28 protein-coding genes are annotated in these 25371 nt (G+C 64.4%); 19 read left to right on the top strand and 9 right to left on the bottom strand.

Annotated features, from left to right (window positions below; all coding sequences use genetic code 11):
- Positions 1-32: 32 nt before the first annotated feature.
- Both BM083_RS04435 and BM083_RS04430 read left to right on the top strand, forming a co-directional pair.
- Complete coding sequence (locus BM083_RS04435; protein ID WP_089866239.1) at positions 33-761, top strand: nucleoside phosphorylase; 729 nt, start codon at positions 33-35, stop codon at positions 759-761.
- Positions 762-2315, top strand: coding sequence for an HPP family protein (locus BM083_RS04430; RefSeq protein WP_089866236.1), 1554 nt, complete (start codon positions 762-764; stop codon positions 2313-2315).
- 23 nt (positions 2316-2338) lie between these two features.
- On the opposite strand, the gene BM083_RS04425 is transcribed toward BM083_RS04430, so the two are convergent.
- Complete coding sequence (locus BM083_RS04425; protein WP_089866232.1) at positions 2339-3520, bottom strand: NAD-binding protein; 1182 nt, start codon at positions 3518-3520, stop codon at positions 2339-2341.
- A gap of 97 nt (positions 3521-3617) precedes the next feature.
- On the opposite strand from BM083_RS04425, the gene BM083_RS04420 reads away from it, so the two are divergent.
- The 3 genes from BM083_RS04420 to BM083_RS04410 are packed head-to-tail and all read left to right on the top strand — an operon-like array spanning position 3618 to position 6333.
- Complete coding sequence (locus tag BM083_RS04420; RefSeq protein WP_089866227.1) at positions 3618-4865, top strand: TrkA C-terminal domain-containing protein; 1248 nt, start codon at positions 3618-3620, stop codon at positions 4863-4865.
- Entirely contained in the window at positions 4862-6052 is a 1191-nt protein-coding gene (locus BM083_RS04415; RefSeq protein WP_089866224.1) for a TrkA C-terminal domain-containing protein, read from the top strand. The genes BM083_RS04420 and BM083_RS04415 overlap by 4 nt, the downstream gene beginning before the upstream one ends.
- A gap of 5 nt (positions 6053-6057) precedes the next feature.
- Positions 6058-6333 (top strand): ubiquitin-like small modifier protein 1, encoded by a 276-nt coding sequence (locus tag BM083_RS04410; RefSeq protein WP_009375930.1) that lies wholly within the window; start codon positions 6058-6060, stop codon positions 6331-6333.
- A gap of 98 nt (positions 6334-6431) precedes the next feature.
- Here the strand turns inward: BM083_RS04410 and BM083_RS04405 are convergent, their stop codons facing one another.
- Positions 6432-6740, bottom strand: a complete 309-nt coding sequence (locus BM083_RS04405) for a DUF8113 family protein (RefSeq protein WP_089866219.1) — start codon at positions 6738-6740, stop codon at positions 6432-6434.
- Between the two features lie 56 nt (positions 6741-6796).
- Positions 6797-7645: a cytochrome b gene (locus BM083_RS04400; RefSeq protein ID WP_009375932.1), complete on the bottom strand. Its 849-nt coding sequence runs from the start codon at positions 7643-7645 to the stop codon at positions 6797-6799.
- A gap of 453 nt (positions 7646-8098) precedes the next feature.
- Between BM083_RS04400 and ppc the strand changes: the two genes are divergently transcribed.
- The gene (gene ppc, locus BM083_RS04395) at positions 8099-10792 is read left to right on the top strand and encodes a phosphoenolpyruvate carboxylase (protein WP_089866216.1); all 2694 of its coding nucleotides are present in this window, start codon (positions 8099-8101) and stop codon (positions 10790-10792) included.
- Positions 10793-10884: 92 nt separating this feature from the next.
- Here the strand turns inward: ppc and BM083_RS04390 are convergent, their stop codons facing one another.
- The 3 genes from BM083_RS04390 to BM083_RS04380 form a co-directional block, all read right to left on the bottom strand.
- Positions 10885-11448, bottom strand: coding sequence for a hypothetical protein (locus tag BM083_RS04390; protein ID WP_089866212.1), 564 nt, complete (start codon positions 11446-11448; stop codon positions 10885-10887).
- Between the two features lie 69 nt (positions 11449-11517).
- Positions 11518-11793 carry a hypothetical protein gene (locus tag BM083_RS04385; protein WP_089866209.1) on the bottom strand — a complete coding sequence of 92 codons (276 nt, stop codon included), beginning with the start codon at positions 11791-11793 and terminating at the stop codon, positions 11518-11520.
- A gap of 45 nt (positions 11794-11838) precedes the next feature.
- A complete protein-coding gene (locus BM083_RS04380) occupies positions 11839-12654 on the bottom strand; it encodes an aldo/keto reductase (protein ID WP_089866203.1) in 816 nt (271 codons plus the stop codon).
- 562 nt (positions 12655-13216) lie between these two features.
- On the opposite strand from BM083_RS04380, the gene BM083_RS04370 reads away from it, so the two are divergent.
- Complete coding sequence (locus BM083_RS04370; protein WP_089866197.1) at positions 13217-14254, top strand: saccharopine dehydrogenase family protein; 1038 nt, start codon at positions 13217-13219, stop codon at positions 14252-14254.
- Here the strand turns inward: BM083_RS04370 and BM083_RS04365 are convergent, their stop codons facing one another.
- On the bottom strand, positions 14255-15034 hold the full coding sequence (locus BM083_RS04365) for a PHP domain-containing protein (RefSeq protein ID WP_177197575.1): 780 nt from the start codon (positions 15032-15034) through the stop codon (positions 14255-14257).
- An 85-nt stretch (positions 15035-15119) separates the two neighbouring features.
- Here BM083_RS04365 and BM083_RS04360 point away from each other — a divergent pair, with 85 nt between their 5' ends.
- From BM083_RS04360 to BM083_RS04345, 4 genes are all read left to right on the top strand, one after another.
- Positions 15120-15893 carry a hypothetical protein gene (locus tag BM083_RS04360; protein WP_143085677.1) on the top strand — a complete coding sequence of 258 codons (774 nt, stop codon included), beginning with the start codon at positions 15120-15122 and terminating at the stop codon, positions 15891-15893.
- Positions 15894-15995: 102 nt separating this feature from the next.
- Complete coding sequence (locus tag BM083_RS04355) at positions 15996-17639, top strand: CTP synthase (RefSeq protein WP_089866187.1); 1644 nt, start codon at positions 15996-15998, stop codon at positions 17637-17639.
- A complete protein-coding gene (gene guaA / locus BM083_RS04350) occupies positions 17640-18557 on the top strand; it encodes a glutamine-hydrolyzing GMP synthase (RefSeq protein WP_009375943.1) in 918 nt (305 codons plus the stop codon).
- A gap of 5 nt (positions 18558-18562) precedes the next feature.
- On the top strand, positions 18563-18886 hold the full coding sequence (locus tag BM083_RS04345) for a DUF7126 family protein (protein WP_049894103.1): 324 nt from the start codon (positions 18563-18565) through the stop codon (positions 18884-18886).
- Between the two features lie 34 nt (positions 18887-18920).
- On the opposite strand, the gene BM083_RS04340 is transcribed toward BM083_RS04345, so the two are convergent.
- Positions 18921-19199, bottom strand: a complete 279-nt coding sequence (locus BM083_RS04340; RefSeq protein WP_089866183.1) for a hypothetical protein — start codon at positions 19197-19199, stop codon at positions 18921-18923.
- Between the two features lie 112 nt (positions 19200-19311).
- Here BM083_RS04340 and BM083_RS04335 point away from each other — a divergent pair, with 112 nt between their 5' ends.
- Entirely contained in the window at positions 19312-19629 is a 318-nt protein-coding gene (locus BM083_RS04335; protein WP_009375946.1) for a cupin domain-containing protein, read from the top strand.
- Between the two features lie 23 nt (positions 19630-19652).
- On the opposite strand, the gene BM083_RS04330 is transcribed toward BM083_RS04335, so the two are convergent.
- Entirely contained in the window at positions 19653-20573 is a 921-nt protein-coding gene (locus BM083_RS04330) for an ADP-ribosylglycohydrolase family protein (protein ID WP_089866177.1), read from the bottom strand.
- Between the two features lie 108 nt (positions 20574-20681).
- Between BM083_RS04330 and BM083_RS04325 the strand changes: the two genes are divergently transcribed.
- The 7 genes from BM083_RS04325 (at position 20682) to BM083_RS04295 (ending at position 25283) form a co-directional block, all read left to right on the top strand.
- On the top strand, positions 20682-21641 hold the full coding sequence (locus tag BM083_RS04325) for a beta-ribofuranosylaminobenzene 5'-phosphate synthase family protein (protein WP_089866171.1): 960 nt from the start codon (positions 20682-20684) through the stop codon (positions 21639-21641).
- A gap of 137 nt (positions 21642-21778) precedes the next feature.
- On the top strand, positions 21779-22204 hold the full coding sequence (locus tag BM083_RS04320) for an EamA family transporter (RefSeq protein WP_218148950.1): 426 nt from the start codon (positions 21779-21781) through the stop codon (positions 22202-22204).
- Positions 22205-22320: 116 nt separating this feature from the next.
- Entirely contained in the window at positions 22321-23157 is an 837-nt protein-coding gene (locus BM083_RS04315; protein WP_089866167.1) for an RAD55 family ATPase, read from the top strand.
- Between the two features lie 114 nt (positions 23158-23271).
- Positions 23272-24078 carry a hypothetical protein gene (locus BM083_RS04310; protein ID WP_089866163.1) on the top strand — a complete coding sequence of 269 codons (807 nt, stop codon included), beginning with the start codon at positions 23272-23274 and terminating at the stop codon, positions 24076-24078.
- Positions 24071-24574 carry a DUF8135 domain-containing protein gene (locus BM083_RS04305; protein WP_089866158.1) on the top strand — a complete coding sequence of 168 codons (504 nt, stop codon included), beginning with the start codon at positions 24071-24073 and terminating at the stop codon, positions 24572-24574. Before BM083_RS04310 ends, BM083_RS04305 begins: the two co-directional genes overlap by 8 nt.
- Positions 24575-24624: 50 nt before the next feature.
- A complete protein-coding gene (locus tag BM083_RS04300; protein WP_049894049.1) occupies positions 24625-24954 on the top strand; it encodes a transcription factor S in 330 nt (109 codons plus the stop codon).
- Between the two features lie 134 nt (positions 24955-25088).
- Positions 25089-25283, top strand: coding sequence for a cold-shock protein (locus tag BM083_RS04295; RefSeq protein WP_009375955.1), 195 nt, complete (start codon positions 25089-25091; stop codon positions 25281-25283).
- The last annotated feature ends 88 nt before the right edge of the window (positions 25284-25371 follow it).

Here is a 25371-nt window from a genome sequence, read left to right as displayed (position 1 = left end):
CCATTTTTCTCACTACCGCATCATCCGCCAGTATGGCCAAACAACCCCACCTGCTCGTCGAAGAGGGTGACGTCGAGGACATCGCGCTCATCCCCGGTGACCCGGGTCGCGTCGACCGAATCGCCAAACAGTGTGAGAACGTCGAGGAAGTCGCCGCCAACCGCGAGTACAAGGTCGTCAACGCCGAGTACGAAGGCGTTCCGCTCACCATCTGTTCGACCGGTATCGGCTGTCCCTCCGCCGCCATCGCCGTCGAAGAACTCTCGCGCGTCGGCGTCGAGACGTTCATCCGCGTCGGCACCATCGGCGCACTGCAGGAACACGTCGAAATCGGCGACATGATCGTCGCGACGGGCGCAGCCAAAGAGGAGGGAACCTCGAAGCGCTACGAGTCGGAAGTGTATCCGGCCGTCCCGGACTACGACGTGCTCACGGCGCTCGTCGACTCGGCCGAGGACAACGGCGAAGACGTCCACGTCGGCCCCATCGTCTCCGACGACGCGTTCTACAACGAAGACGACGACTACGTGAAAGACTGGAACGAGGCCGGACTGCTCGCCATCGAGATGGAGGCGGCCACCGTGTTCTCGCTCGCTCGACGCAAGGGTCTGCACGCCGGTGCCATCTGTACCGTCGACGGCAACCTCGTGAAGGGGACGCAGAAAGGTGCCGACAGCGACGAGGAGTTACCCGAGAAGGCGAAGAACAACGTCGAGCGTGCAATCACTCTGACGCTCGACGCTGTGACGACGCTCGCGTAGATGCGCGACCGAGTTCGTGCGCGCCTCGTCGGGTCTGCCCGTCGTCTCCGGCGGCTAGAGCGCCGCGAACTCGCCGAGTTCGGTCGATGGATCGAGAACACGGACAACCTCATCCACCTCACGATTCTGTTCGTCGTGCCGGCGCTCCTCGCGCTGGTGACGCTCCTCTCGAACGCGACGACTGAGCTCTCGTTCCTGCTCTTTCCGCCGCTCGCGTCGGGAACCTACACCCTGTTCGCGGACCCCGAAGGGCGCTACGCCTCGCCGACGAAGTTCGTCGTCGGCCTCACCGTCGGCGCACTCTGTGGATGGGCGGCGCTGTCGATATTCTCTGCCGCCTACGGCGTGACGATCGCCGAACTCGGCCTCCGACCCGAGAGCGCCGCCCTCTCCGTCTTCATGACTGGGGGCGTGACGTGGCTGCTCGACGTGGAGGAACCGTCGTCGTTCTCGACGGCCCTGCTCATTCTCGTCACCGACCAAGCCAGACCCTCGGAGTACGTCATCACCGTCGTCCTCGGGAGCGTCATCGTCGCCACCGCCTTCGCCATCTGGCGCGACGAGTTCTACGAAGAGCGCGCACACTACCTCTACGGAACGACCTACGGCGACGACCACGTGCTCGTCCCGATGCGGGGCGACACCGCCGAGGCGACAGCGATGTTCGGCGCGCGACTCGCGGCCGCCCACGACGCAGGAAAGGTCGTCCTCCTCGACATCGTCGACGACGATAGAGTCGCGGCGGCCGAACGGGCCATCCTCGAAGGCGAGACACCGCCGGAGTCGGTGGCGTCTATCGAAGACCAGATCGCCGGACGCGACGATTCCGAGGACGCCGCAGACAACGGAGCGGGTGACGTGAACACCGTCGACGCCGCCGACGTCGAGAACGACGGCGAAGGCCTCACCGACGAGGCGGCACGGCGGGCGACTGCGGAGTCCGCATCTCGACTGGAGGCACACGCCGCGACCATCCGGACTCGCGTCGGCGTCCCGTGTGAAGTCGTCGTCGCCAGCGGTGACCCCGGACAGGCCACCATCGACACGGCACGGACGACGAACTGCGACCTCATCGTCACGCCGTACGAGGCAGACCACGGGTCGCTGTCGCCGTTCGTCCGGACGGTCTTTCGCGGCCCCTACGACGCCATCACCTTCCGGTCGACGACCGGCACGCAACGCTGGAAACGCATCCTCGTCACCGTCTCCCGGCCGGGCGACACCGCTCACGCGATGATCGACTTCGCCTCGCGGCTGGCCGGACGCTCGGGCAACGTGAGCGTCTGTACCTGTATCAGCGACGAAGTCGAGCGCCGCCCGGCGGAGACGCGGTTGGCGAACCTCGTCGAGACGGTGGACTGTTCGATAGAGACGCGCGTCGCCAGAGCAGACATTCGCGACTTCATCCAGTCGAACGCCGGCGCCTACGACCTCGTCGTTCTCGGGTCGAGCGGGGAGCGAAGTACCGCCTCGCGGTTCATCGCCCCGCCGACGTTCGAGCGACTCCGAGACGTCGACTGCGACGTCGCCGTCGTCGACCGCGGCAGTCTCTGACGCGACTCGCTGGTGTTCTACCGCTACCGCTGACGGTTTCGCTCGTCGTCTTCGCCCAGAATTCGGTCGGCGATGGCCTCCGAATCCTCACCGCCGAGTGCCGACTCGACGAGGAGATGGCCGCCGATGGTGGTCGGACTGATGACGGTGTCCGCCCCGGCGCGTTTCATCTTGTTCACGTTCTCGCGGTGCGTCGCCGCGGCGACGATGCGAATCTCGGGGTTGAGTTGTCGGGCCGTGAGGATAGCGAGTGCGTCCTGTGCGTCCTCGTTGGTGGCGACGACGACGGCGCGAGCGAGCGAAATCTTCGCCTTCTCCAGCATCTCTTCGTCGCTCGGGTCGCCCGTGAGGACGCTGTAGCCACGTTCCGAAAGCGTGCGTGCGCGTTCGGACTCGGGCGTGACGATGAGGAACTGCGTCTTCTCGTCGAGTTCTTCGAGAATCGGTTCTGTGAGTTCCCCGTAACCGAGAACGAGGATGTGGTCGTCCAAGAGGTCGAGTTGTGATTCGTTCATTTTACCGAGTGCTTTCGAGAGGCGGGCTTCGATTGCGGGCGTGAGCAGGACACCGAGTGCGACGGCGAAGGCGGCGACGTTGACGAGGAGGACGGAGATGGCGAACAGCGACGCGCGGTCGCTCGCGGGCGTGATGTCGCCGTAGCCGACCGTGCTGCCGGTGACGATGGTGTACCAGTAGGCGTCGGTCAGTGACTGGACGCCGTTGAACTCCTCGCGGAGCGCGTAGGTGCCGGCGGTTCCATAAAGCTGTGCGCCGACGAGTGAGACGATAGCGGCGAGTTGCGTCGCCGTGAGGTCGAGTTCACGGGTGAACCGCCCGTGGTTGAGAAGGATGACGGGAAGCGAGATAGCCGAGAGGGCGACGAGCGGATAGGAGTAGACGCTCGCCTGGAGGAGCCCCTGTGCGGCGGTGACGGGCAGGAGGACAATCGTCGAGACCCACGCCGAACGCAGGCCGCTACGCAGGCCGAACGCACTCCCCAACATGAGAAAGCCGGTGAGTGCGCCGGTGAAGCCGACCGTCTGCTGAACGAGTTCGGGGACGTACTGGACGAGTGGGCCGCTCGGTGCCGCGGAGATGTTGGCGATACCCGTCGCGACGGAGAGGACGGCGACGAGAAACGTAAACGTGACCGACGCGCGTGCGCCAATCCACTCGCGGTCGACGTGAACTCCTCCCAGTGCCATACCGGACTCGAAACGCCGTCTACGTATAAAGCCTCACGGCTCCACGACGATGTCGTACAGCGGTACTGGTTTAATCGAGCGGCGAGAGGCACCGCTCATGGCTGCACTTCCGGTCGAAATCCTCTACGGCATCTATCTCGGTGTCCTCGCAGGTATCATCCCCGCACTCATCGCGGGCGGGTTGGGTTTCGTGTTCAAGTACTTCACGGACGTCACCATCCCCGGGTTCGGTGTCGTCGTCCTCGCACTCGCCATCGCAGGTGTCAACGGTGGTCTCCTGGCACTGAGCGACGAAGCGGTCATCAACGCCGAACACAACGTCGCCATCGTCGTCGCTATCATCGTCGTGCTGATGATTACGCTCTATGCGCACGCCCAGGGTGACAAACTCGGGGCGGCGCTTCCGAAACGACTCACGCTGAAGAAGATCACCGACCGAACGCTCTCGACGGACGTGGTCGAACTCGTCGGCGGGCGCGGCCAAGTCCGTATTACCGTCGCCGGTGAAATCGCCGACGTCGAAGGCTACCCGCCGATGCCTGCGGCGTTGCGTACAGAGCTCCAGAACGGCGAGTGGACGTTCCCCGCCGACGTGCCACTCACCGAACTGGAGACACGACTCGCCGACCGCCTGCGGAACGACCACGACCTCGCGGAGGTGTCGGTCCACCTCGACGAGCGAGCGCGAGCGACCATCGCCGCCGCCCCGCCGGTCGGTGCGCTCTCGAAACGCGTTCCATCGGGCAAGCGCGCCGTCTCCGTCGAGGCGCTCGTCCCGACCGGGTTGGCCCGAGGCGACATCGTCGACCTCGTCACGTCGGAGACGACGGTGACGGGGACGGTTCTTGCAGTGCGTTCGACTGGCTCCGAGGCGACCGAAAAGGCGGCGAGCAGTGACGCGACCAAGCAAGCGACCGCTACCGACGGCGGCACAGACGAGACGACCGAGACGGTCGAGACGCCCCCGCCGCCGATAACGGCCGGTGGAGACGGGCGAGTGACCGTCGCCGTTCCGCGAACCGAAGCCAAGACACTCCTCTCGTCACCGTCGCCGCGACTGGTCGTGCAGGCACGCGGGACGCGCCGCGAGTTCGAACTCACGACGTTGTTACGTCGTGCGGGACGTCGGTTCCGCCGCGTCTCGGTGAAGACCGGCGGGGCACTCGACGGCGTCACTATCGGCGACGCGAGCGTCCGTGACACCTACGAGGTAGGCATCCTCGCAGTGAGACACGAGACGTGGCAGTTCGCTCCCCGCGGATCGACCGAGTTGACCGCTGGTGACGAGTTGTTCGTCGTCGGGACGCGCAGCGCGCTCGACGCGTTCGCGGAGGTGGCCGCGTGAGTCTCGTGTTGCAGGTCGGCGCTCCGTTCGCTCAGTTCGCAACAGACGCTGTCGGGTTCGTCGGCGACCTCCTCGGCTACGCGCTTGCCGCGGCCGTCGCAGCAGGGGTAACCGCGCTGGTCTTTCGGTGGTACTTCAAGGAGCAAGTCTCGAAGGGAGTTGCTGCACTCGTCGGCGTCGCCGCCGTCGTCGCAGCGTTGCAGTTCGTAGAACTCGGACTCGTCATCGAGGGCAACGAGACCGATATTTTCCAGCTACAGGCGGTGTTGGAGAACGTCGCCGCAATCTCTATTGGCATCGCCATCTCGCTGGTCGGGTGGCGCGTCGGCGACGCCTTCGCGACGAACGTCTTCGCCGTCACGGGCGTCCGAGAACTCGAAGGCGAAGTGAGTCGAGTCGTCCGCTCGGTCGGTCGGGTGACGGCCATCACGCTTCCCGAAGAGGTTGGCGACATAGACGAACACGACGCCGTCTCGGCCGAGCGAAAGGCCGAGATGGCCGGCAAGACGCTGTTGTTCCCGCGGAAGTTGACCGTCGAGGAGCTTCGAGGCCGACTGGCGACGCGGCTGAAAGACGACTACGGCGTCGGCTACGTCGACGTCGAAATCGACGAGGACGGCGACGTCGAGTATCTCGCCGTCGGGAGTCGGATGACCGGAATCGGTCCGACGCTGACTCCCGGTGCGGCGGCCGTCGCCATCGAGGCCGACCCCGCCGCCACGGCCAGTCCCGGCGACATCGTACAGGTGTGGACCGACACCGAGTCGCCCGAACGCGTCGTCACAGCGGAGTTGCGTGCAGCGACCGACGACGTCACGACACTCGCTGTCGACGCCGCCGACGCGACGACGCTCGACACGACCCGGTCGTATCGCGTGGTGACACTCCCGTCCGAGCCAAAGACCGAACACGAGTTCGCCTCGCTCCTGCGGGCCGCCGAGGAGACGATGGGCGTGGTGACGGTTCGTGCAGAGAGTCCACTCGACGGCAAAGCCGTCTCCGACGTCGGCGAAATCGTCGCGGCAGTCCGCCCCGAACGAGGGACCGTCGAGGCGATTCCACACCGGAGTCGGACGCTCACCGCGGGCGACACGCTCTACGTCATCGCTCGGCCCGACGGCGTGCGACGACTGGAGGCGGAGGCACAGCCACAGACGCAACCCTCTTCACCCGCCGCCGGGGAGTGACTGATATGGAGTGGAAGCTGTTTGCGGACCTCGCAGAACTCGCCGGCGACCGGCACGTCTCTGTCGACGCCGACGCGGGCGACACCGTCGGCGACGCCCTCGACGAACTGTTGTCGGCACATCCGCCGCTCGCCGACCGCGTCCTCGACGACGACGGAGACCTCCGAGACCACATCAACGTCCTCCGAAACGGCGAGAACGTGTTCGCCGACGACGGACTGGAGACGGTCCTCGACGGCGGGGACGAACTCGCGCTGTTCCCGCCGGTCAGCGGCGGGTGAGGGAGAGTCACCCGTCGTCGTCGTGAAAAGAGTTAGTGTCCGCTGTCGTGAAGACGGCCGTATCGGCTGTATGGCTCTGCGAACGTCCTCGACTGTGGTTACTCCCGTTCTCCGGTCTCGTCGGTCGGTGCTTCTTCGACCTGTGTCGCGAGCGTCACCGCGTCGGTAGCCACGGTTTCGTAGTCGACACCGGCCTCGTCGGCGACAATGCGGAGGTGGGTGGCGAGAAGCGAGAGCGCCTGCAACCCTTCGTGTTCTCCATCGCCGTCACTGTCGTCGGTTCTGTAAGAGTACGTGGTGTCTATCTCCACGCCGTCGCGGACCACACCGACGTGGAAGGCGGTCAGACTGTCGTCGTCGAGTAGGTCACGTGCAGCATCGAGTTCGGTCTGGAAGGCGTCGTCCATACGTCTACTACCGGGCGACGCGGTGAAAAACGATGTCGTCTCTTCGGTCCGGTCGTCTACTCTTCGGGGCGCGGACGGGCGACGAAGAGCGTCTCGACGACGCTGAACGGGTTGTACACCGACTGGTGACACTGACAGTAGACGTCGTTCTCGGCGTTGAACTTCGCGGCGTCTGCGGCCTGTTTGTAGCCGGGAACACAGCAGAAGTGGGTACACTTGTTGAGCCACGCGATGACGCCCTGTGACGTCGACGCTTGGAGCCACGGGTCGTTCTGCGCGGCCTCTTCGATGAGCGGACTTCGGATGACCTGAATCGGGATGGTGTCTTCGGAGTCCTGCGAGCGCCACGTCCCGGTTGCTGGCTTGCCGAGGCCGGACTCACCGATACCGTTACCCCAACTTCGGTAGTCCTCGAAGTCCGAGATGTTGAGCGTGTCGCCCTCGCTGTAGGTGTCCTGTTGCCACGTGTAGGCCGGGTTCGCGCCAGAGTGGAAGAAGTTCTCGCTCTCGTAGTCAGGCTTGATTCCCTCGTACGATTCGACACCGCAGTACTGGAACCACTCGGAGGAGTAGGTGACGTCGCTGCCGTTGTAGTTCTCGGTCTCGGCGACTTGGAACGTGACCCCACTCTCGGTCACCTCTTGGACCTCGGGCCAGACGCCCTTGATGTTGCCGTCGGAGTCGATTTCGACGGGGATTTGCGGCATGCCACGCGGTGCGGGCCCACCGGTGTTCTCGATAGCCATCGCCTGCGTCGACCCACCACCGGCACCGGAGGAGGTGGTCGCGCTGTTGACGGCGACCGCGCCAGTGGTGCCGACGCCAGCGAGCGCCGCGCCCCCGACGACGCCCTTGACGAACCGCCGCCGACCAGATTCGGTCGGGTACTTGTCGTCGTTGCTCATGACTGATGCTTGGAGCGACTGGTAAAAAGAGTGACGAAGTGAGCGGTCGTTCGCCGGGTCGAAATTCCCTGCTAGCGGTACGCTTACGGGGTATCTTCGTCTGTGGAACGCCCGCCCGAGCGAGCGGACCGGAGTGCTATATAGTTCACTTAGCGAGCTATTTATCAGTCCGCCGAGAGCGACCAACTGGCGTCGGAAGGGAGTCGCCACCACCCGCGAGACTACCGTTCCGCTACGCTACACAGCCTGTCATCCAACGAGCCATCGTCTGCAGTCACAGCCGTGGCCGCGACAGTTACCCCCCTGTCGCGGCCCCTTCTCTGTCTCTCCGACCCAGTGGGCCGCCGCGTCGTGCCGAGCGCGACGAACGTTCATTAACGATTTACTCGCCTCAGAGGCAATTTTTCGAAACGAGTCGTGTCCTTTTATCACATGCCAACAGTAGTCACGAGTATGAAGCTCCACAACCGGAACGTCAGACAAGACGTCCGCGAACTAGGGGCGCTTCTGGGTACCGTCCTCGAATCGCAGACGTCGACTGCCGACTTCGAGACAGTAGAGGACCTGCGGACGGCAGCGATCGCCTACCGCGACGGGTCCGCACCCAGTCGACAGCCACTACACGACGTTCTCGAATCGATTCAACCCGAGCGCGAGAGCGTCGTCGCTCGCGCGTTCACGACCTACTTCGAACTCATCAATCTCGCCGAAGAGCGCGAGCGCGTCCGGGCCGTCCGCACGAGTTCCCAGGAGGGAACCCTCGAAGACAGCCTCGACGAGACCATCGCCGAGTTGGCAGCGGACGACGCCGACAGCGAGACCGTACAGGGGGTCCTCGACGACGTGCTCATCGAGCCAACGTTCACCGCACACCCGACGGAGGCCCGTCGGAAGACGGTGAAGGCGAAGCTTCGCTCCATCGCCGACGACCTGGAAACGCTCGACGAGCGGCGGATGACCGACCGCGAGGAGGGACACGTCTGGACCCGCGTCGACGCCGAAGTCACGAGTCTCTGGCAGACCCCGCAGGTCCGCAATCGCCGACCGGAACCGACCGACGAGGCTCGAAACGTCCAGTGGTACCTCGAGAACACGCTGTTCGACGTCGTCGGCGAAGTCTACAGCGAGTTAGAGGAGATCGTCTCCGAGGAGTATCCGAACGTCGACGTCCCGAAACTGTTCGAGTTCCGGTCGTGGGCCGGCAGTGACCGCGACGGCAACCCGTTCGTCACACCCGAGGTGACGACGGAGACGCTCGAACGACAGCGTGCGGTGGTGCTCGGGAAGTACCGGACGGCTCTCAAGCGACTCTCCGGTGTGCTGAGTCAAGACGGTAGCCGAATCGAGACCGGCAAGGCGTTCGCCGAGTCGTTGGCGGACGACCGCGAGCGACTTCCGGTCGTCGCCGACGAGGCCGAGGAGCGCTACCCCGACGAGCCGTATCGCCAGAAACTGAAGCTGATGCGTGAACGACTCGACCGCATCGAGGACGTGCGTCCGGGTGGCTACGAAGACCACGAGAGACTCATCGACGACCTCGAAGCCATCGCAGAGAGTCTGGAACGCAACGGCGCAGGCAAGGTCGCAGACGCGTTCGTCGAACCGCTGATTCGACAGGTCGACACCTTCGGCTTCTCGCTCGCGAGTCTCGACCTCCGAGACCACCGCGAGATGCACACGCAGGCGATTCACGAGGCGCTCGAACAGGAGGGGTTCGACTACCAGAGCCTCGACGAGGACGAGCGCGTCGACCTCCTGACCGACGCCGTACTGCAAGAAGAGCCAGTTCTCGACCTCGAATCGCCCGGTGACGTCTCCGACGACACGAAACGCGTCCTCACGCGGTTCGCCAAACTCGCCGACTGGCAGCGCGAGTACGGTGTCGGTGCTATCGACACCTACGCCATCTCGATGACCGAGGAGCCGAGTCACGTCCTCGAAGTGCTGTTCCTCGCCGACCAGGCGGGCGTCGTCTCCCTTCCCGACCACTGTGGACTGGACATCGTCCCGCTGCTCGAAACCGAGTCGGCGCTCAACGGCGCGCGCCGCATCATGGGGACGCTGTTCGAGAACGAGGCCTACTCGCAGGTGCTCGAAGTCCGCAACGGCGTCCAGGAGATCATGCTCGGCTACTCCGACTCGAACAAGGAGAACGGCGTGCTCGCCGCCAACTGGGACCTCTACAAGAACCAGCGTCGACTCGCGGACATCACCGACGACCACGACGTGACGATGCGTCTGTTCCACGGGCGTGGCGGGTCCATCTCACGCGGTGGCGGCCCGATGAATCAGGCGATGCTCGCGCTCCCGAACGAGACAGTGACGGGGCAGATCAAGTTCACCGAACAGGGTGAGGCCATCGCCGAGAAGTACGGCAACACGCGAATCGCCGAGCGCAACCTCGAACAGATGCTCGACGCGCAGATTCGCTCGCGGCACAACGCGCTGCTCGAACCCGAAGAACACGTCCCCGAGGAGTGGGTCGACGCGATGGACACGATGTGCGCGGCGGCGCGCGAGGAGTATCGTGACCTGCTCAACACCGACGGCTTCGTCTCCTACTTCGAGCAGGCGACACCTATCACGGTCATCGAGAACCTCAACCTCGGGTCGCGGCCCGCCTCCCGAAGCGGCGAGCGAACCGTCGAGGACCTGCGTGCCATCCCGTGGGTGTTCTCGTGGACGCAGTCGCGGTGTATCCTCCCCGGCTGGTACTCGCTGGCCTCGGGGATGGAGGCGTACCTCGACGACGGCGGCGACCGCGAACTGCTGAAGGAGATGTATCAGGAGTGGCCGTTCTTCCGAACGACGCTCGACAACGCGGCGCTGTCGCTGGCGCGGACCGACCTCGAAATCACCGCGGAGTACGCGGACCTCGCAGACGAGGACCTCCGCGAGCAGTTCTTCCCTCGCGTCTCCGAAGAGTACGAGAGCGGGGTCGAACTCGTGTTGGACGTGTCGGACCGTAACCGCCTCTTGAAGCGCGATTGGCTCGGTGACAGTCTGCGCCGACGTAACCCCTACGTCGACCCGCTGAACCTGCTACAGACGCATCTGCTCGCCCAGACCCACCGGACGCCCGCCGAGGAGAAGACGCTTCGGCTGACGGTGAAAGGAATCGCGGCCGGGATGAAGAACACCGGCTAATCTCGGCGGCGCATTAGAGCGGAAACACGCTCTCGACGTGGTCTCTCTTCGATTCATTTTCGCGGCGCAGTCTGCTGGTTTCTGACCGTCGGCTACTTCGGAGTAGTGGTCACCGTCGTCGTCGCGGTTCCGTTCGCTGCGGCGTCGGTACCCGTGTCGTCACACGACGCTTCGGGGTCGTGTTCGACCACGCGAATCGATTCCGACTCGGGGACGTAGACGTTGGTTATCGACGAGGTGCAGGTGAACGAGTCTTCCGTGACCTCGACCGTCTTCGACCGACCCTCGGTCGCTTGGACCATCACCGTGTAGTCGGCCGGGACAAAGACGTCGAGTCTGAAGTTCGTGTTCGCCGGGACGTCGTAGCGTTCCTCGAATTCGTCGCTATCGGCCTTCGAGACGACGATGGTGACCGCGTCTTTGGACCCGAAGAGCTGTATCGTCCGGTCGTTGACGTTCTCCGGGAGGTCGGACTCCGACCCGATGGCGGCCGTCTTCAGCGACTGGGCTGACGTCGACGCGCCGGTTTGCGTCGAGTTCGTCGAAGTCGTCGAGTTCCTCGTCGACGTATTCGAAGACGCGTCGGTCGGACTCGACCCTGTACAGCCAGCAGTGAGGAGGGACCCGGCGAGAACGACGTACGAACGGCGGTTCATACGGGCAGGTGTCCCGTTGCTGATAAGTATTTTGTGTCTTCATCTCGGTGTGAAACTATCGCCCCCGTCTCAGGGGTTACTCTCTCGTCGCCAACCACTCGCTCGCGCTCGACTGCTGTGTCGTACCTTGCTGATGGCGAACAGGAACCCCGAGAGGAACAGCAGTTCGTTACCCGTGTAGATGTCGACCACTGGTTCGAGCAAGTCGAAGAAGGATGCCGGGGCGGCAAGCCCCAAGATGGCCAACAGAAGTGCGGCGACGGCCGCGAGTCCCGCGAACCAGCGGGTGACGGTGCCACTCACGTAGCCGACGACGAAGACGAAAACCGCTTCGAGGAGAGTCATAGTCTGCCTACGAGACGTCGCCCGATAACCGTGGCGTTCAGGTTCTTACGCTTGGTTCCACGGCGCGTCGTCGGGGTCGACGATACGCTCGCGCTCGCCGATGTTGTCGATGGTCGCCAGGTCGTCCTCGGAGAGCGTGAGGTCGAGTGCGCCGAAGTTGTCGCGGATGTGCTCTTCGCCCGTCGCCTTCGGGATGGCGGCGACGTTGTCCTTCGAGAGCAACCACGCGAGACTCACCTGATACGGCGAGGCGTCGTGTCGCTCGGCTATCTCCTGAATCCGGTCGCTGTCGGCGACGTCGCCACGAGCGATGGGACAGTAGGCGACGAGGTAGTGGTCGTGCTCCTGCGCGTAGGAGACGAGTTCGCGCTGCGGGAGCATCGGGTGCATCTCGACCTGGTGGGCGAAGAGGTCGGTGTCGAGTATCTCGCGGGCCTCGTCCAACTGGTCCGGGCGGAAGTTCGAGAGACCGACGTGGTCGACGAGTCCCTCGTCGACGACTTCGTCGAGCGCGGGCAGGGTCTCCTCGGGGTCGTAGGCGTTCGTCGGCCAGTGGACGTACATCAGGTCGACGTAGTCGAGGCCGAGTCGGTCGAGACTCTCTTTCGTCGTCTCGACGACGTCGTCGTGGCCGGTGTTGTCGGTGTCGAGTTTCGTCGCGACGAAGAGTTCGTCACGGTCGATACCTGCGGCCTCCAGCCCTTGCTCGATACCCTCGCCGACGTACTCCTCGTTGTCGTACATCTGCGCGGTGTCGACGTGGCGATAGCCCATCTCGATGGCCGTCTTCACGCTCTCGATACACTGCTCTCGGTCGGTGTTGTCGTACGTTCCCAGACCGAGTCGTGGCATGTCGTCCATACCTGCTCGTTCTCGGGGGAGCACCTGAAAGGCTGTGGCCGCGGCAGGAGCGTGGAGTAGTCGGAGATGAGAGAGGTTTCGGAGTACGTCGAGACGAAACTACCGCCCCGGCGCGTGGCTTCGCGGCGTGTCTCGGCGTCTCCGTGAGTAAAACGAACGGAGGACAGCGAGAGCTTGCTCTCGCGAGGCGAGTCACTCGTGCGAGAGAGCCATCGGGTCTTGTCCCGACGGCGAGGTTGGGGAGGACTGAGGCTGTCGGGTGTCCTCGTGAGCGGAGTGAACGAGGGCTTGGAAGAGCTTGCTCTTCCAGTGGGACTGAAAGGGGACGCGCTCTCGACGAACCCGGACGAAGTAAGCACCGGAACGAACGAAGTGAGTGAGGAGCACAGCGAGACCCGGGAGTCGAGAGTGCGTGGGCCTTCGAGAAGCTTGACGCAGTATCGTTCCCGGAAGTAAACGCACATCCACCTCATAGCTCACTCGTGACTCGAAGAAGGAACCCACTCACGACCCAGACCGGCAGGGTTTACCGACTCGCCGCCGGACACATCGATTAACCACCATGTCGGAGGTCCTCATCTACGGGTCGTACGGCTACACCGGCGACCGCATCGCTCGCGCGGCGGTCGAACGGGGCTGGAACCCCATCCTCGCCGGACGAACCGCATCGAAAGTGACCGAACAGACCGACGAACTCGGCTGCCGAGCGCGCATCTTCGAGGCCGACGATGCCGCAGACCGCCTCCACGACGTCGACCTCGTGCTCAACTGCGCCGGGCCGTTCTCCCAGACGGCCGCACCGCTCGCACAGGCGTGTCTCCAGACGGACACCCACTATCTCGACATCACCGGCGAAGTGGGCGTGTTCACCCGCCTCAACGGGATGGACGAGGCTGCCGCCGAGAAGGGCGTGACGCTCATGCCCGGCGTCGGCTTCGACGTCGTCCCGACCGACTGTCTCGCCGCCCACCTCCACGACCGGCTACCCGAGGCCAAGACGCTCTCGCTCGGCTTCGACGCCGTCGGGTCGTTCTCGCCGGGAACGTTGAAGACGGCCGTCGAAGGACTCGGCCAGGGTTGTGTCGTGCGCCGCGAAGGCCATCTCAAGCAGGTGCCCGCGGCGTGGAAGACGCGGACCGTCGACTTCGGACGCGGGCGAAAGAAGGCGACTACCGTCCCGTGGGGTGACGTCGCCACCGCCTACTACACGACCGGTATCCCTAACATCGAGGTGTACGCCGCGCTTCCGCGCATCGCTCGGACGCTCCTCAAAGCCGAGCGGACGTTCGGCGGCGTCCTCGACAGCGACGTCGCCCAGTCGGGGCTGAAGTGGCTCGTCGACCGCACTGTCGACGGCCCGGACGACGAGGAACTCGAAGACGGGTTCGTCTGGGTGTGGGGCGAGGCGGCCGACGGCTACGACTCGGCGGTCAGCCGTCTCCGGACGCCACACACCTACAAACTCACCGTCGAGACGGCGATACTCGCTACCCAGCGTGTCCTCGACGGCGACGCACCGGTCGGCTATCAGACGCCTGCTGGGGCGTTCGGTCCCGACTTCGTCCTCGAAATCGACGGCGTCCGTCGCATCGACGACTAGTTAGGAAACGACTCGAACCGGGTCCTCTCTCTTCTCCTCGAAGAACTCTGTGAGCACCGGCGTACAGTTCTTCAGCGCCGCCGGGTCGTGTGAGTCCGACCCGACGGTGTATGCCACGTCGTGGGCGGCGAGTACGTCGCGGAACGACGGCGCAGGATGGAACTCGCCGTAGTCTCGGAGGATACGCCCGCCGTTTATCTCGGGAATCGTCCGCGACTCGGTGAACGCCGCGGCGACGCGCTCGTAGTGGTCTTCGGTCGCGTAGCCTCGAAGCACAGGGTTCCGTTCGAGCAGGTCGATGTGTGCGGCGACGTCGAACAGTTCGGACTCGACGAGCGAGACGAGCGTGTCGTAGTACTCGTCGACGAGCGCACGCCGTTCGTCCTCGTCTTTCTTCGCGAAGTAGCCCTCGAAGTGGACGTTCACGTCTTCGAGGTGGTGGACGCTCCCGATGGTGTAGTCGAAGTCGGCCTCGTCGAGAAAGTCGGCTATCTCCGCTTCATCCCGTGGGTCGTAGTCCATCTCGACGGCGTCGAAGATGGCGACGTCGAATCGGTCCTGCAGGGAGTCGATTGCCTCCCGTCGTCGCTCGTACGTCTGGTCGAGGTTGAATCCGAGATGCCGCTTCGCCTCCTGCATCGCCTCGCGCGAGGAGACGTTACAGTGGTCGGCGAAACCGACGCCGTCGAGGCCTGCTTCTTCGGCCGCCCGAAGCATCTGGAAGAGAAACCGCCCGTCGGAGTAGTTCGAGTGAACGTGATAGTCGTAGGCGTGGGACACAAAGGGTGGTTCAGGGTGGAGGAGATAGTAGTTGTCGGTGGGTAAGACGCGAACAGTTATCTGTCGAGTGGGCGACAGTCGCGTCATGACTGGTCCCTCCTCTCGTCGTCGGTTTCTGCGTCGTGTCGGTGCGACGCTCTCGGCTGGGTCGCTCGCGTCGCTATCGGGGTGTACTGGTGGCTACAACGGTCCCGGAATGTCGACGCATGCTGGGTTTCGCATCGCCAACTACGACGAGGAGGAGCGACGCTCTCACGAGTGGTACGTCGAGTTCGCCGACTATCTGCGAGAGTCGTTTGGCGAGCACGCTCCGTGGAGCGGAACCGGTCGGTCGCCGTTTCCTGATACCGCGACGTTCCAGTGGGCGCTTGCCAAGCCAGGGCGTGTCCGCAACCAGTTCGTCTACACTCGGCATATCGCGGTGGTGTACCGTGATTCGGAGGCACCAACGCGGTACTATCTCTATCTCTGGAGTGGCGGGAGGCCGAACGACGACCGAGAGATGCTGGCAGACGAACCGAACCTTCGGCACCTCGGCCACAACATCGCGTACAATCCAGAGTGGGGAACGATGACCGAGTGGCAACCGCGCCCGCCGGTGGACTCCGGTCCGGCGTCCGTCTCGCTAGGCGGGGAAGTGATACAGTATCCGCTCGGAACTGGACGTATCGAGCGCGCAAGCATGATGGGGTACGATGGACAGTCGTGGGAGGACGTCCACAGTGCGAGGTGGAGCGGGTCCACAGAACGCAGCCAGTCGTTCCACAGCGTCGCCTCGTTCGAGGTAACGAGTGGCGAGTTCAACCCCGCAATCGACGTCACGTTCGGCGGGTCAGAACGCGGTGGTCCTCTGTTCTGACAATCGGCGTGAAAAACACCCTAATGTCCATGAACTTGCGGCTCCTTCCCACAGGATTGACCGCTCCGAAACCGTTTTCAGCGCCCCTCGCACACACTCGGTATGCCGACGGAACCTGACACAGGTTACGACCCCGATTTGGGGAGGAAGTTCATTTTCGTCACGGGGGGTGTGATGTCCGGGCTCGGGAAAGGCATCACGGCCGCCAGTACCGGCCGACTGCTCGCGAACGCCGGGTTCGACGTCACGGCCGTCAAGGTCGACCCGTATCTGAACGTCGACGCAGGGACGATGAACCCCTACGAGCACGGCGAGGTGTACGTGCTCAAAGACGGCGGCGAAGTCGACCTCGACTTGGGGAACTACGAGCGGTTCCTCGGGGTCGACATGACCTCCGACCACAACATCACGACGGGCAAGACCTACCAGCACGTCATCGAGAAGGAACGCGCCGGTGACTACCTCGGAAAGACGGTCCAGATTATCCCGCACGTCACCGACGACATCAAACGCCGCATCCGCGAGGCGGCCGACGGCTCCGACGTCTGTATCGTCGAAATAGGCGGGACGGTCGGCGACATCGAGTCGATGCCGTTCCTCGAATCGCTCCGCCAGTTCGCCCACGAAGAGGACGACGACGACTTCCTGCTCACCCACGTCACGCTCGTCCCGAACTCGAAGAACGGCGAGCAGAAGACGAAGCCCACGCAGCACAGCGTGAAGGAACTGCGTTCTATCGGCCTCCAACCGGACATCCTCGTCGGCCGCAACGAGGAGCATCTGGAGCAGGCGACGAAGGCCAAAATCGCGCAGTTCTGTGACGTTCCCACCGAGGCCGTCTTCTCGAACCCCGACGTCGAGGACATCTACCACGTCCCCCTGATGGTCGAAGACGAGGGCCTCGACGAGTACGTGATGGCTCGACTCGGCCTCATTGGCGAGGCGCTCCCGAAGAGCGAACGCGACAACAGTTGGCGCGAACTGGTCACCCGCGAGCGTGACGGGTCCGTCGACATCGCGCTCGTCGGCAAGTACGCCTTAGAAGACGCCTACATGTCCATCTACGAGGCGCTGAAACACGCTGGCCTCGAACAGGGCGTCGACGTCAACGTGCTGTGGGTCGACTCCGACGAGATGCGCGACACCCACACCGAACGACTCCGCGAGGCGGACGGCATCGTCGTCCCCGGCGGATTCGGCTCTCGGGGAACCGGGGGCAAGATAGAGGCAATCCGCTACGCTCGCGAGCACGACGTTCCGTTCTTGGGACTCTGTCTCGGCTTCCAGATGGCCGTCGTCGAACACGCCCGCAACATCCTCGGCTGGGAGGGCGCACACTCCGCGGAAATCGACCCCGAGACGCCGTACCCCGTCATCGACCTCCTGCCCGAACAGTACGACCTGCAGGACCTCGGCGGCACGATGCGACTCGGCGCACACGACACGGACATCCAGGCCGACTCGCTCGCCGCCGACGTGTACGGCGCGGACTCCTGTACCGAACGACACCGCCACCGCTACGAAGTGAACCCCGAGTACATCGACGAACTCGAAGCCGGAGACATGGTGTTCTCCGGGAAGGCCGGAAACCGGATGGAGATCGTCGAACGAACCGACCACCCGTTCTTCCTCGGGACGCAGTTCCACCCCGAGTTCCGCTCGCGACCAGACCGAGCGAGTCCGCCGTTCGTCGGACTCGTCGACGCCGTCCTCGAACAAGTTGCGAAGAAAGAGATTCAAGCATAAATGGTAGACGTAGACAGCTTCATCGACGAGGCGACAGCAGAGATTCGAGAACAGGTCGGCGACGAACACGCCATCATCGCCCTCTCGGGCGGGGTGGACTCCTCCGTCGCTGCCGCACTGGCCTACGAGGCCATCGGCGACCAACTCACCCCGGTCTACGTGGACACGGGACTGATGCGGAAAGGCGAGACCGAGGGAATCAGAGAGACGTTCGCGTTCATGGAGAGCCTCCGAGTCGTGGAGGCTCAAGACCGATTCTTCGACGCCCTCTCCGGCGTCACCGACCCCGAGGAGAAGCGGAAGGTCATCGGCGAGCAGTTCATCCGCGAGTTCGAGCGTGAGGCGAAAGACACCGACGCCGAGTACCTCGTACAGGGGACCATCTACCCCGACCGCATCGAGTCGGAGGGGAACATCAAATCCCACCACAACGTCGGTGGACTCCCCGACGTCGTCGACTTCGAGGGCATCGTCGAACCCGTCCGCGACCTCTACAAAGACGAAGTTCGCGAGGTCGCTCGTGCGCTGGACCTCGAAGAGGTCGTCGCCGAGCGGATGCCGTTCCCCGGCCCCGGTCTCGCCGTGCGCGTCATCGGCGAAGTCACGCCGGAGAAGGTCGAGGTGGCCCGCGACGCGTGTCACGTCGTCGAAGAAGAGACGGAGGAACACGAACCGTGGCAGGCGTTCGCCGCCGTCGTCGGCAAGGCGACCGGCGTGAAGGGCGACAACCGCGTCCACGGTTGGATCGTCTCAGTTCGCTCCGTCGAGTCGCGTGACGGGATGACCGCCCGCGCACAGGAACTCCCGTGGGAGACGCTCCAACGTATCCAGTCCCGTATCACCGGACAGAACGAGAACGTCGCTCGCGTCGTCTACGACGTGACGCACAAACCCCCGGCGACCATCGAGTACGAGTGATGACGGTGACGACAGCCATCGTCGCCGGCGACGACGCCGACGGACTCGGCAGTGCCCTCGAAGCCGAAGGCGTCGAGACGACGTACATCGACACACCCGCGTCCGCAGACAGCATGGACGAAGCAGGGCTGGCGAGCGCCGACCTGTTCGTCCTCACCAACCTCGACGACGCGACGGCGATTCCGCTCGCGAAGGAACTGAACCCCGACGTCCGCGTCGTCGTCTACGCACACGACACCCTCCCGGAGTTCGCGAAGGGACAGGCCGACTTGGCCGTCGACCCGAACCTGCTCGGGCCGGACGTCGTCGCCGAAGAACTCGTCGCGTAGTCGACGCTCGCTTTTCTCTCCGAATCGCTCCGACTCAGTTCGTCGTTCTCGTCGTTCGCATGAACCCGTGTGCGTAGCGGAGCGCCTCGTCCCGAGGTGCCTTCCGAACGACCGGCGTCCAATCGCCGTCACAGAGTCTGTCGACGCGGTATTCCGGGCCGTCGTCGTCGAGCGTCACTGCGACTGCCAACCCGGCATTCGGGCTGACGAATCGTACTCGTTGGGCGGCGCTGTATCTCGAACCACGTTCGGTGGAGAGTGACTGCCAGCCGTCGGGTGGGTTCGCCGGTAGAGAGACGATAGAACGGTTCACACGAGCATCACGGATACGCACGATGCCTGTATATGCCGCACCGGTCACACCGACGGTGACCGTACGCTCGATCGACCGTACGCTTAACCGCCCCGCGAGCGACGACTGTCCCGTGACACTCGATCGCTTGACAGACCTCTCGCCCGACCCGGGCGACGTCGAGACCGCAGAACTGGTCGTCACCGACGACGTGCTCGTGAAGACGTTCGCGCTCGGTCCCGGTGCCGAACTCTCGCCGCACGAACACGACGACAGTACGAACGTCTTTCACGTGCTGCAGGGGACGGTGACCGTGATTCAAGACGAGGAGGAAGAAGAGATAGAGGCACCCGGCGTGGTCCTCCACGAACGCGGCGTCGTCCACGGCGCACGCAACGACACCGACGAGGTAGTCGTCTTCACGGCGAGTCTCTGTCCGCTTCCGTCCTGAATCGGTCTCGAACCCGTCCCGAATCAGCCGACGACGGGGAACTCCGTCTCGTACAGCACCGTCGCCAGCGACGAGAGTTCCTCGCGTTCCGGAATCGTCTCCAACCACCGTTCCGGGAGTGCGGACGCACCGAAGCGTGCACCGGCGATAGCCCCCGTCACCGCGCCGACGGTGTCGGTGTCCTCGCCGAGTGCGACGGCGTCGACGACGGCTTCCTCGGCCGAGTCGGCCGTGAGTCCGAGCCACAGCGCCGCCTGCAGCGTGTGGACGACGTAGCCCGACGAACGGAGCGGGCTTGGCCGCTGGCTCTCCGAGACGGGTCGGAGCGCAGCCTCCAACTCGTCGGGAAGATCCGTCGCGTCGAGCGCCCGCGCGAGCGGGTCGTCACCGCCGCGAATCAACCCTGCCACGGTCCGGTTCAGGAGGGCACAGCCCGCGGTACAGCGCGGGTCGGCGTGGGTGATGGCCGAGGACTGCCTGCTCGCCCGGTCTAAGCTCTCCTCGTCGTCGACGAAGGCCAGCGCGTAGGGGACACAGCGCATCACGCTCCCGTTTCCGGCGTTCGACCCTTCAGGGCGGGCTTGCCAGACGCGCTGGCCGGCCTCGTCCCACGCGAGGCCGTCTTGCAGGTTGCGGACGGCGTCGGCGGTCATGAGACCGATGTCGAACGGTCCCGACTCGTACCACTCGACGAAGCGAGCGGCGACGTCGGTCGGGGCGAACGCCTCGCGTTCGGCGAGACTGCGGGCGATGCAGAGCGCCATCTCGGTGTCGTCCGTAACCGTTCCCGCCGGCTGACCGTGCGTCCCGTTCGACAGCATCTCCTCGACGCGGCCGTGGGTGGTCCGAATCTGTTCTGCCGACTGGAACTCCACGGGTCGGCCGAGGGCGTCGCCGCAGGCGAGTCCGAGAAGCGCGCCGCGGGCGTTATCGAGCGCAGTCATGTCGCCGAAGACACAGCCCGGGGAGAAAAGCGTCCCTCCGAGGCGTCGACACAGGACGTCGTTGCCACCGTCGAAACCACCTTACTCGGCGGGCTAGTAGCGAGGGGTATGGTTCGAGTCGCCGCCGGAGCACGCCTCCACTTCGGCTTCGGAAACCTCAGTCTCTCCCACGAGCGACTCTACGGTGCGCTCGGCGTCGGACTCGACACGCCGGAGGTGGTCGTCGAGGCACGACAGGCCGACGCCGTCGACTGCGACGACCCTACGGTTCGCGAGTACGCGACCCGCGCGACGGACCTCCTCGGCGTCGACGGCGCAGACGTAACAGTCCACGAGCGACTGCCTCGACACGCCGGACTCGGGAGTGGGACGCAACTCGCGTTGGCGACGCTCGACGCGGTCGCTCGCGCATACGGCCGAGACGTGTCCGTTCGCGAGTGCGCCCCTCAACTGGGTCGCGGCGGTCGCTCGGGTATCGGCGTCGCGACGTTCGAAGAGGGTGGGTTCGTCTTCGACGCCGGCCACCCGACGACGCGGTTCACCACGGACCGGCCGATGGACGGCGAGTGGACGGTTCCGCCCGTCGCCGTCCGCCACGCCGTCCCCGACGACTGGCGGTTTCTCGTCTGCGTGCCGGACGCCGACCCCGGCCGGAGCGGCGACGACGAGGACGCCAGCATGCGCTCCGTCGTCGAACGCGCCGACCCCGCTATCGCCGACCGAATCGCTGGCATCCTCGCGCGGCGACTCCTCCCCGCCGTCGCGACGGGGTCGGCCGAGCGGTTCGGCGAGGCCGTCGCCGAAGTCGGACGACTCAACGGCGCGTGGTACGCCGACGAACAGGGTGGCGTCTACCGCCCACCAGTCGGTGAACTGGTCGAACGACTCGCCGAGTCGCCTGCGGTGTACGGAGCGGGGCAGTCATCGTGGGGCCCGGCGGTCTACGGCGTGACGGACGAGACGCACGCCGACGCTGCCGTGGAGGTGGGTGAAGACGCACTGGACGCCGTCGGTGGCGGCCGCGCGTTCGTCGCCCGTGGCCGGAACGTCGGCGCACGTGTGGAGTGAGGAGAACTGCTCGAGTGGCTTAGGTGGTCGAGTGGCAACGAGAGACAGTTGCGTTCGGACGAACAACCCTAACTACCCGAACGACCACTCGACAAGCAGAAGCACTTACTCCACGGGGGGCGACCGCCTGCTACGTGATTGACTTCTCAGAGGCGGGACCGGGGGTCTTCTTCGGGGCGATTACGATGGTCGCGTGGGGTATCTGGCTGGTCCTCGGGGACGCTGCATCCGATTCGATCGACCCGAGGACTGCCGCTGCTATCTCGTACGTCGTTGCGACGACACTCACCGTGGTTTACGTCTTCCTCTCCGACGCGTCGCTCGCCGTCACCCCGCGGGGTGGACTGCTCGCGGCCGTTGCCGGGGTGTTCGTCTCGATTGGCCTCATCTCGACCTACGTGGGTCTCTCCGTGGGAACGGCGACGACTGTGTCGACGGTCAGCGCGATGTACTTCGTCGTGGCGGCGCTCATCGGGATGACAATCCTCGGGGACGACGTCACGGCGAGCAAAATCCTCGGTCTCGTATTCGCTGCTGTCGGAGTGTTACTCATCGCCCGGTAAGTGTACAGATTCCCAGGTTCCCCCGAGTTCGACTCGTCGCTCGGTCGTGACTCTGTAGCGTCCGTGACGCCACCAGCGGCGCAACCACTATACGGTCTGCCCGAACAGACAGTTCCATGACTACCATCCCCTTCGGCGTCCCACGACTCGACTCCATCATCGGTGGGGGAGTTCCCTCCGGAAACGTCGTGTTGCTCGTCGGCGAAGCGGGCGCGGGGGCACGCGAGTTCATGTACACGAGCGCCGCGATGAACGCCCTCGCACACGCCGACCCGGAGCGCTTCGACTTGCACTACGGTGACCTCGCGGACGACGCCCGGATTCCACCGGAGATACACTACCTCTCGTTCACCGCCGACCGCGACTACATCGAGCAGGAACTGGCCTACACGATGACCGACGAAATCGTCGACGCCGCCGTCGACCGAATCCAGTTCCGCGACTTCTCGCCCGAGTACTTCCAGTTGAGTCCGATTCCGCGCGACTGGTACATGGACGAGACGACGTCGTTGCAGGACCTCGGCTCGCAGCAGAACCGCGACGGCGTCGTCTCGGCGCTCGGTGACTATCTCTCCGAACACGCCGCGGGGAACCTCGTACTCATCGACTCTATCACCGAACTCATCGGGACCATCGGCGACGACGTGACGTGGACGGAAGTCGCGACGGTGATGCGGGGGCTGATGAAAGCGTCCCACCAGTGGGACGGCCTCATCATCGCGCTGGTGAACCTCGAGACGCTCGACGCGAGAGAACTCGGTCACTTGATGGACGCCGCGGGTGGAACGCTCCAGTTCGAGTGGGAGTCCGGCGGGTCACAGCGGGCGCGAACGATGGTCGTCCGGTCGTTCCGCGGTGTGCTCTCGCGTCTCGAGTCGGAGAACATCGTTCGCTTCGAGACGGAGATAAACGAAGGCGGCTTCGACGTGAGCGACGTCCGAAAGATTCGGTGATGCGTTGATTCGCTAACTCGCTGATTCGGTGAGTGACCGACCCGTCCCTAAACGGAGCCGACAGTCTCTCTTCGCAGACAATGTTTAAGTCTACAGAGAGATAGCTGTTCACAGATGTCAGGAGAGCAGGCCGAGACGCTACCCGAGGACCTCGACACGTGGCTCGACCAGCAGGCCAGCGAAGACGGGGTCGACCGCGACGACCTCTTGGTCCGTGCCGTGGCCGCGTATCGCATCCTCGAAGGGGAGCGCGAGACGCTCGACGACGCCGACGGGACACGGGAGCAGTTGACCGAAGAGGTCGACCGCCTCGACACCCGCCTCGCGGCAGTCGAAGACGACGTCGACACGAAGATCGACGACGTTCGCTCTCGTCTCGTCCAAGTGAAACGCGAGGTCGACACCAAAGCACCGACGGAACACGGTCACCCGGGCCTCGCCGACCGCGTCGACACGGCAGGTGCGACGGCGACGGAGGCACTCGACCGCATCGGTGGTCTCGGGGACCGTCTCGACCGAGGGTTCGAGAACTACGAAGAGGTGCTGACCTACCTCCGCGACACGACAGACGACCTCGACGACGACGTGACTCGACTCGCCTACACGCTCGTCGACCTCCGCGACCGAACGGCAGCACTCGAAGCGACGATGGAACGACACACCGCTGCTGTCGACCTCAAACGCGAGGCAAACCGACAGAGTATCACCGACGCGACGTGCGCCGGGTGTGACTCGACGGTCCACCTCGGCTTGCTCTCCGTCCCCCAATGTCCGCACTGTGAGCGCGGATTCGTCGACGTCGAACCCGCGCGTGGGTTCTTCGGTTCCGCCACCCTCACGGTCGGCGACCCGCCCGCCCTCGACGGAGAGACCACGTCGCCACCGAGCGAACACACTCACTCGGAGAACGGCGATGACTGAAGACAGCGAAAAAGAATCAGCGCCGACCGACGACGCAGCGCCGTTAGACGAGTTGGCACGAGAGGTACGCGAACGGAACGCGAATCGGGAGAACGGCACGGCCAGCGAGCGAGAGGCCGTGTTCGAACAGGTCGACGTCGACAGTGTCGACCGAGAGCGACTGTGGGAAGACCTACTGACCGACAGCGCAGACGACGATGACGATGCTGTGGCGTCGGTCGGGCAGGTCGAACGGACCGGACGCGCCGAGACGGCCCAGAACGCCGACGCCGAGACGACTCGGAGCGCCGACGCCGAGACGCCATCGATGGTCGAAGAGGTGGAGTCACCGAGCGACGTCACAGAACACGTGGTCCCGAAGCGCGAGTACTGCCAGCGATGTCCACACTTCAGCGCGCCGCCGGACGCCACCTGCACTCACGACGGAACGGACATCGTCGAAGTCGTCTCCGTCGGTGAGTTCCGTGTGCGGAACTGTCCGATGGTCGACGACTGAGACGACGACGCCGAGTGACCTTTGTGGCTGGAAGGCAAATTCCCGAGGACATGCAGTTTTGCGACGAGTGTGGCACCATGATGGTCTCTCAGGACGGAGCGATGGTGTGCACAAACGACGACTGTGACGGCACCAGCGACCGCGACGACGACTTGGCCGCGCAGTTCGTCTCGACCGAGGAACAGTCAGGCGACGAACTCATCGAAACCGAGGAGGGCGCAGACTTCGAAGGGAAACCGACGGCGAGCGACGTCGTCTGTGACGACTGTGGCCACGGGAAGGCGTGGTACACAATCAAGCAGACCGGGGCCGCCGACGAACCGCCGACGCGGTTCTTCAAGTGCCAAGAGTGTGGGAAGCGCTGGCGCGGATACAACTGAGTTCTCCCCCCACGTGCACAGTTTGTCGTCGACACCAGTGAGCACCGCCGAATTCGCCCGTGAGTGGGAAGGTCTTTCCCGGGCGTACTCCCTTCGGAAGGGTTATCCGGTGGGAGCAGTTGTGTTCAAGAGCAATGGCAAAAGGTAAAGTTGATTTCTTCAACGACACCGGCGGCTACGGTTTCATCTCGACGGACGACGCAGACGACGACGTGTTCTTCCACATGGAAGACATCGGCGGCCCGGACCTCGAAGAGGGCCAGGAAGTCGAATTCGAGATCGAGCAGGCCGCAAAGGGTCCGCGCGCGAAGAACCTGACCCGACTTTAAACTCGGATTTCAGCTGTTCTCTAACGGTATCGGCATACGAACGCAACTATTCATAAGCGATAGCGCTCGTCTCGGCTGACCGGGTCCG

Source organism: Halogranum rubrum, from assembly GCF_900114455.1.
GTDB classification, from domain to species: Archaea; Halobacteriota; Halobacteria; order Halobacteriales; family Haloferacaceae; genus Halogranum; species Halogranum rubrum.
Note: the sequence above shows the minus strand (reverse complement) of the source record. Positions and strands in the feature narration are given on the sequence as shown.

Coding starts and splice junctions, on each gene's coding strand:
- BM083_RS04435 (WP_089866239.1), top strand. CDS start 33: ATGGCCAAACAACCCCACCTGCTCGTCGAAGAGGGTGACGTCGAGGAC.
- BM083_RS04430 (WP_089866236.1), top strand. CDS start 762: ATGCGCGACCGAGTTCGTGCGCGCCTCGTCGGGTCTGCCCGTCGTCTC.
- BM083_RS04425 (WP_089866232.1), bottom strand. CDS start 3,520: ATGGCACTGGGAGGAGTTCACGTCGACCGCGAGTGGATTGGCGCACGC.
- BM083_RS04420 (WP_089866227.1), top strand. CDS start 3,618: ATGGCTGCACTTCCGGTCGAAATCCTCTACGGCATCTATCTCGGTGTC.
- BM083_RS04410 (WP_009375930.1), top strand. CDS start 6,058: ATGGAGTGGAAGCTGTTTGCGGACCTCGCAGAACTCGCCGGCGACCGG.
- BM083_RS04405 (WP_089866219.1), bottom strand. CDS start 6,740: ATGGACGACGCCTTCCAGACCGAACTCGATGCTGCACGTGACCTACTC.
- BM083_RS04400 (WP_009375932.1), bottom strand. CDS start 7,645: ATGAGCAACGACGACAAGTACCCGACCGAATCTGGTCGGCGGCGGTTC.
- ppc (WP_089866216.1), top strand. CDS start 8,099: ATGAAGCTCCACAACCGGAACGTCAGACAAGACGTCCGCGAACTAGGG.
- BM083_RS04390 (WP_089866212.1), bottom strand. CDS start 11,448: ATGAACCGCCGTTCGTACGTCGTTCTCGCCGGGTCCCTCCTCACTGCT.
- BM083_RS04385 (WP_089866209.1), bottom strand. CDS start 11,793: ATGACTCTCCTCGAAGCGGTTTTCGTCTTCGTCGTCGGCTACGTGAGT.
- BM083_RS04380 (WP_089866203.1), bottom strand. CDS start 12,654: ATGGACGACATGCCACGACTCGGTCTGGGAACGTACGACAACACCGAC.
- BM083_RS04370 (WP_089866197.1), top strand. CDS start 13,217: ATGTCGGAGGTCCTCATCTACGGGTCGTACGGCTACACCGGCGACCGC.
- BM083_RS04360 (WP_143085677.1), top strand. CDS start 15,120: ATGACTGGTCCCTCCTCTCGTCGTCGGTTTCTGCGTCGTGTCGGTGCG.
- BM083_RS04355 (WP_089866187.1), top strand. CDS start 15,996: ATGCCGACGGAACCTGACACAGGTTACGACCCCGATTTGGGGAGGAAG.
- guaA (WP_009375943.1), top strand. CDS start 17,640: ATGGTAGACGTAGACAGCTTCATCGACGAGGCGACAGCAGAGATTCGA.
- BM083_RS04330 (WP_089866177.1), bottom strand. CDS start 20,573: ATGACTGCGCTCGATAACGCCCGCGGCGCGCTTCTCGGACTCGCCTGC.
- BM083_RS04325 (WP_089866171.1), top strand. CDS start 20,682: ATGGTTCGAGTCGCCGCCGGAGCACGCCTCCACTTCGGCTTCGGAAAC.
- BM083_RS04315 (WP_089866167.1), top strand. CDS start 22,321: ATGACTACCATCCCCTTCGGCGTCCCACGACTCGACTCCATCATCGGT.
- BM083_RS04310 (WP_089866163.1), top strand. CDS start 23,272: ATGTCAGGAGAGCAGGCCGAGACGCTACCCGAGGACCTCGACACGTGG.
- BM083_RS04305 (WP_089866158.1), top strand. CDS start 24,071: ATGACTGAAGACAGCGAAAAAGAATCAGCGCCGACCGACGACGCAGCG.
- BM083_RS04300 (WP_049894049.1), top strand. CDS start 24,625: ATGCAGTTTTGCGACGAGTGTGGCACCATGATGGTCTCTCAGGACGGA.
- BM083_RS04295 (WP_009375955.1), top strand. CDS start 25,089: ATGGCAAAAGGTAAAGTTGATTTCTTCAACGACACCGGCGGCTACGGT.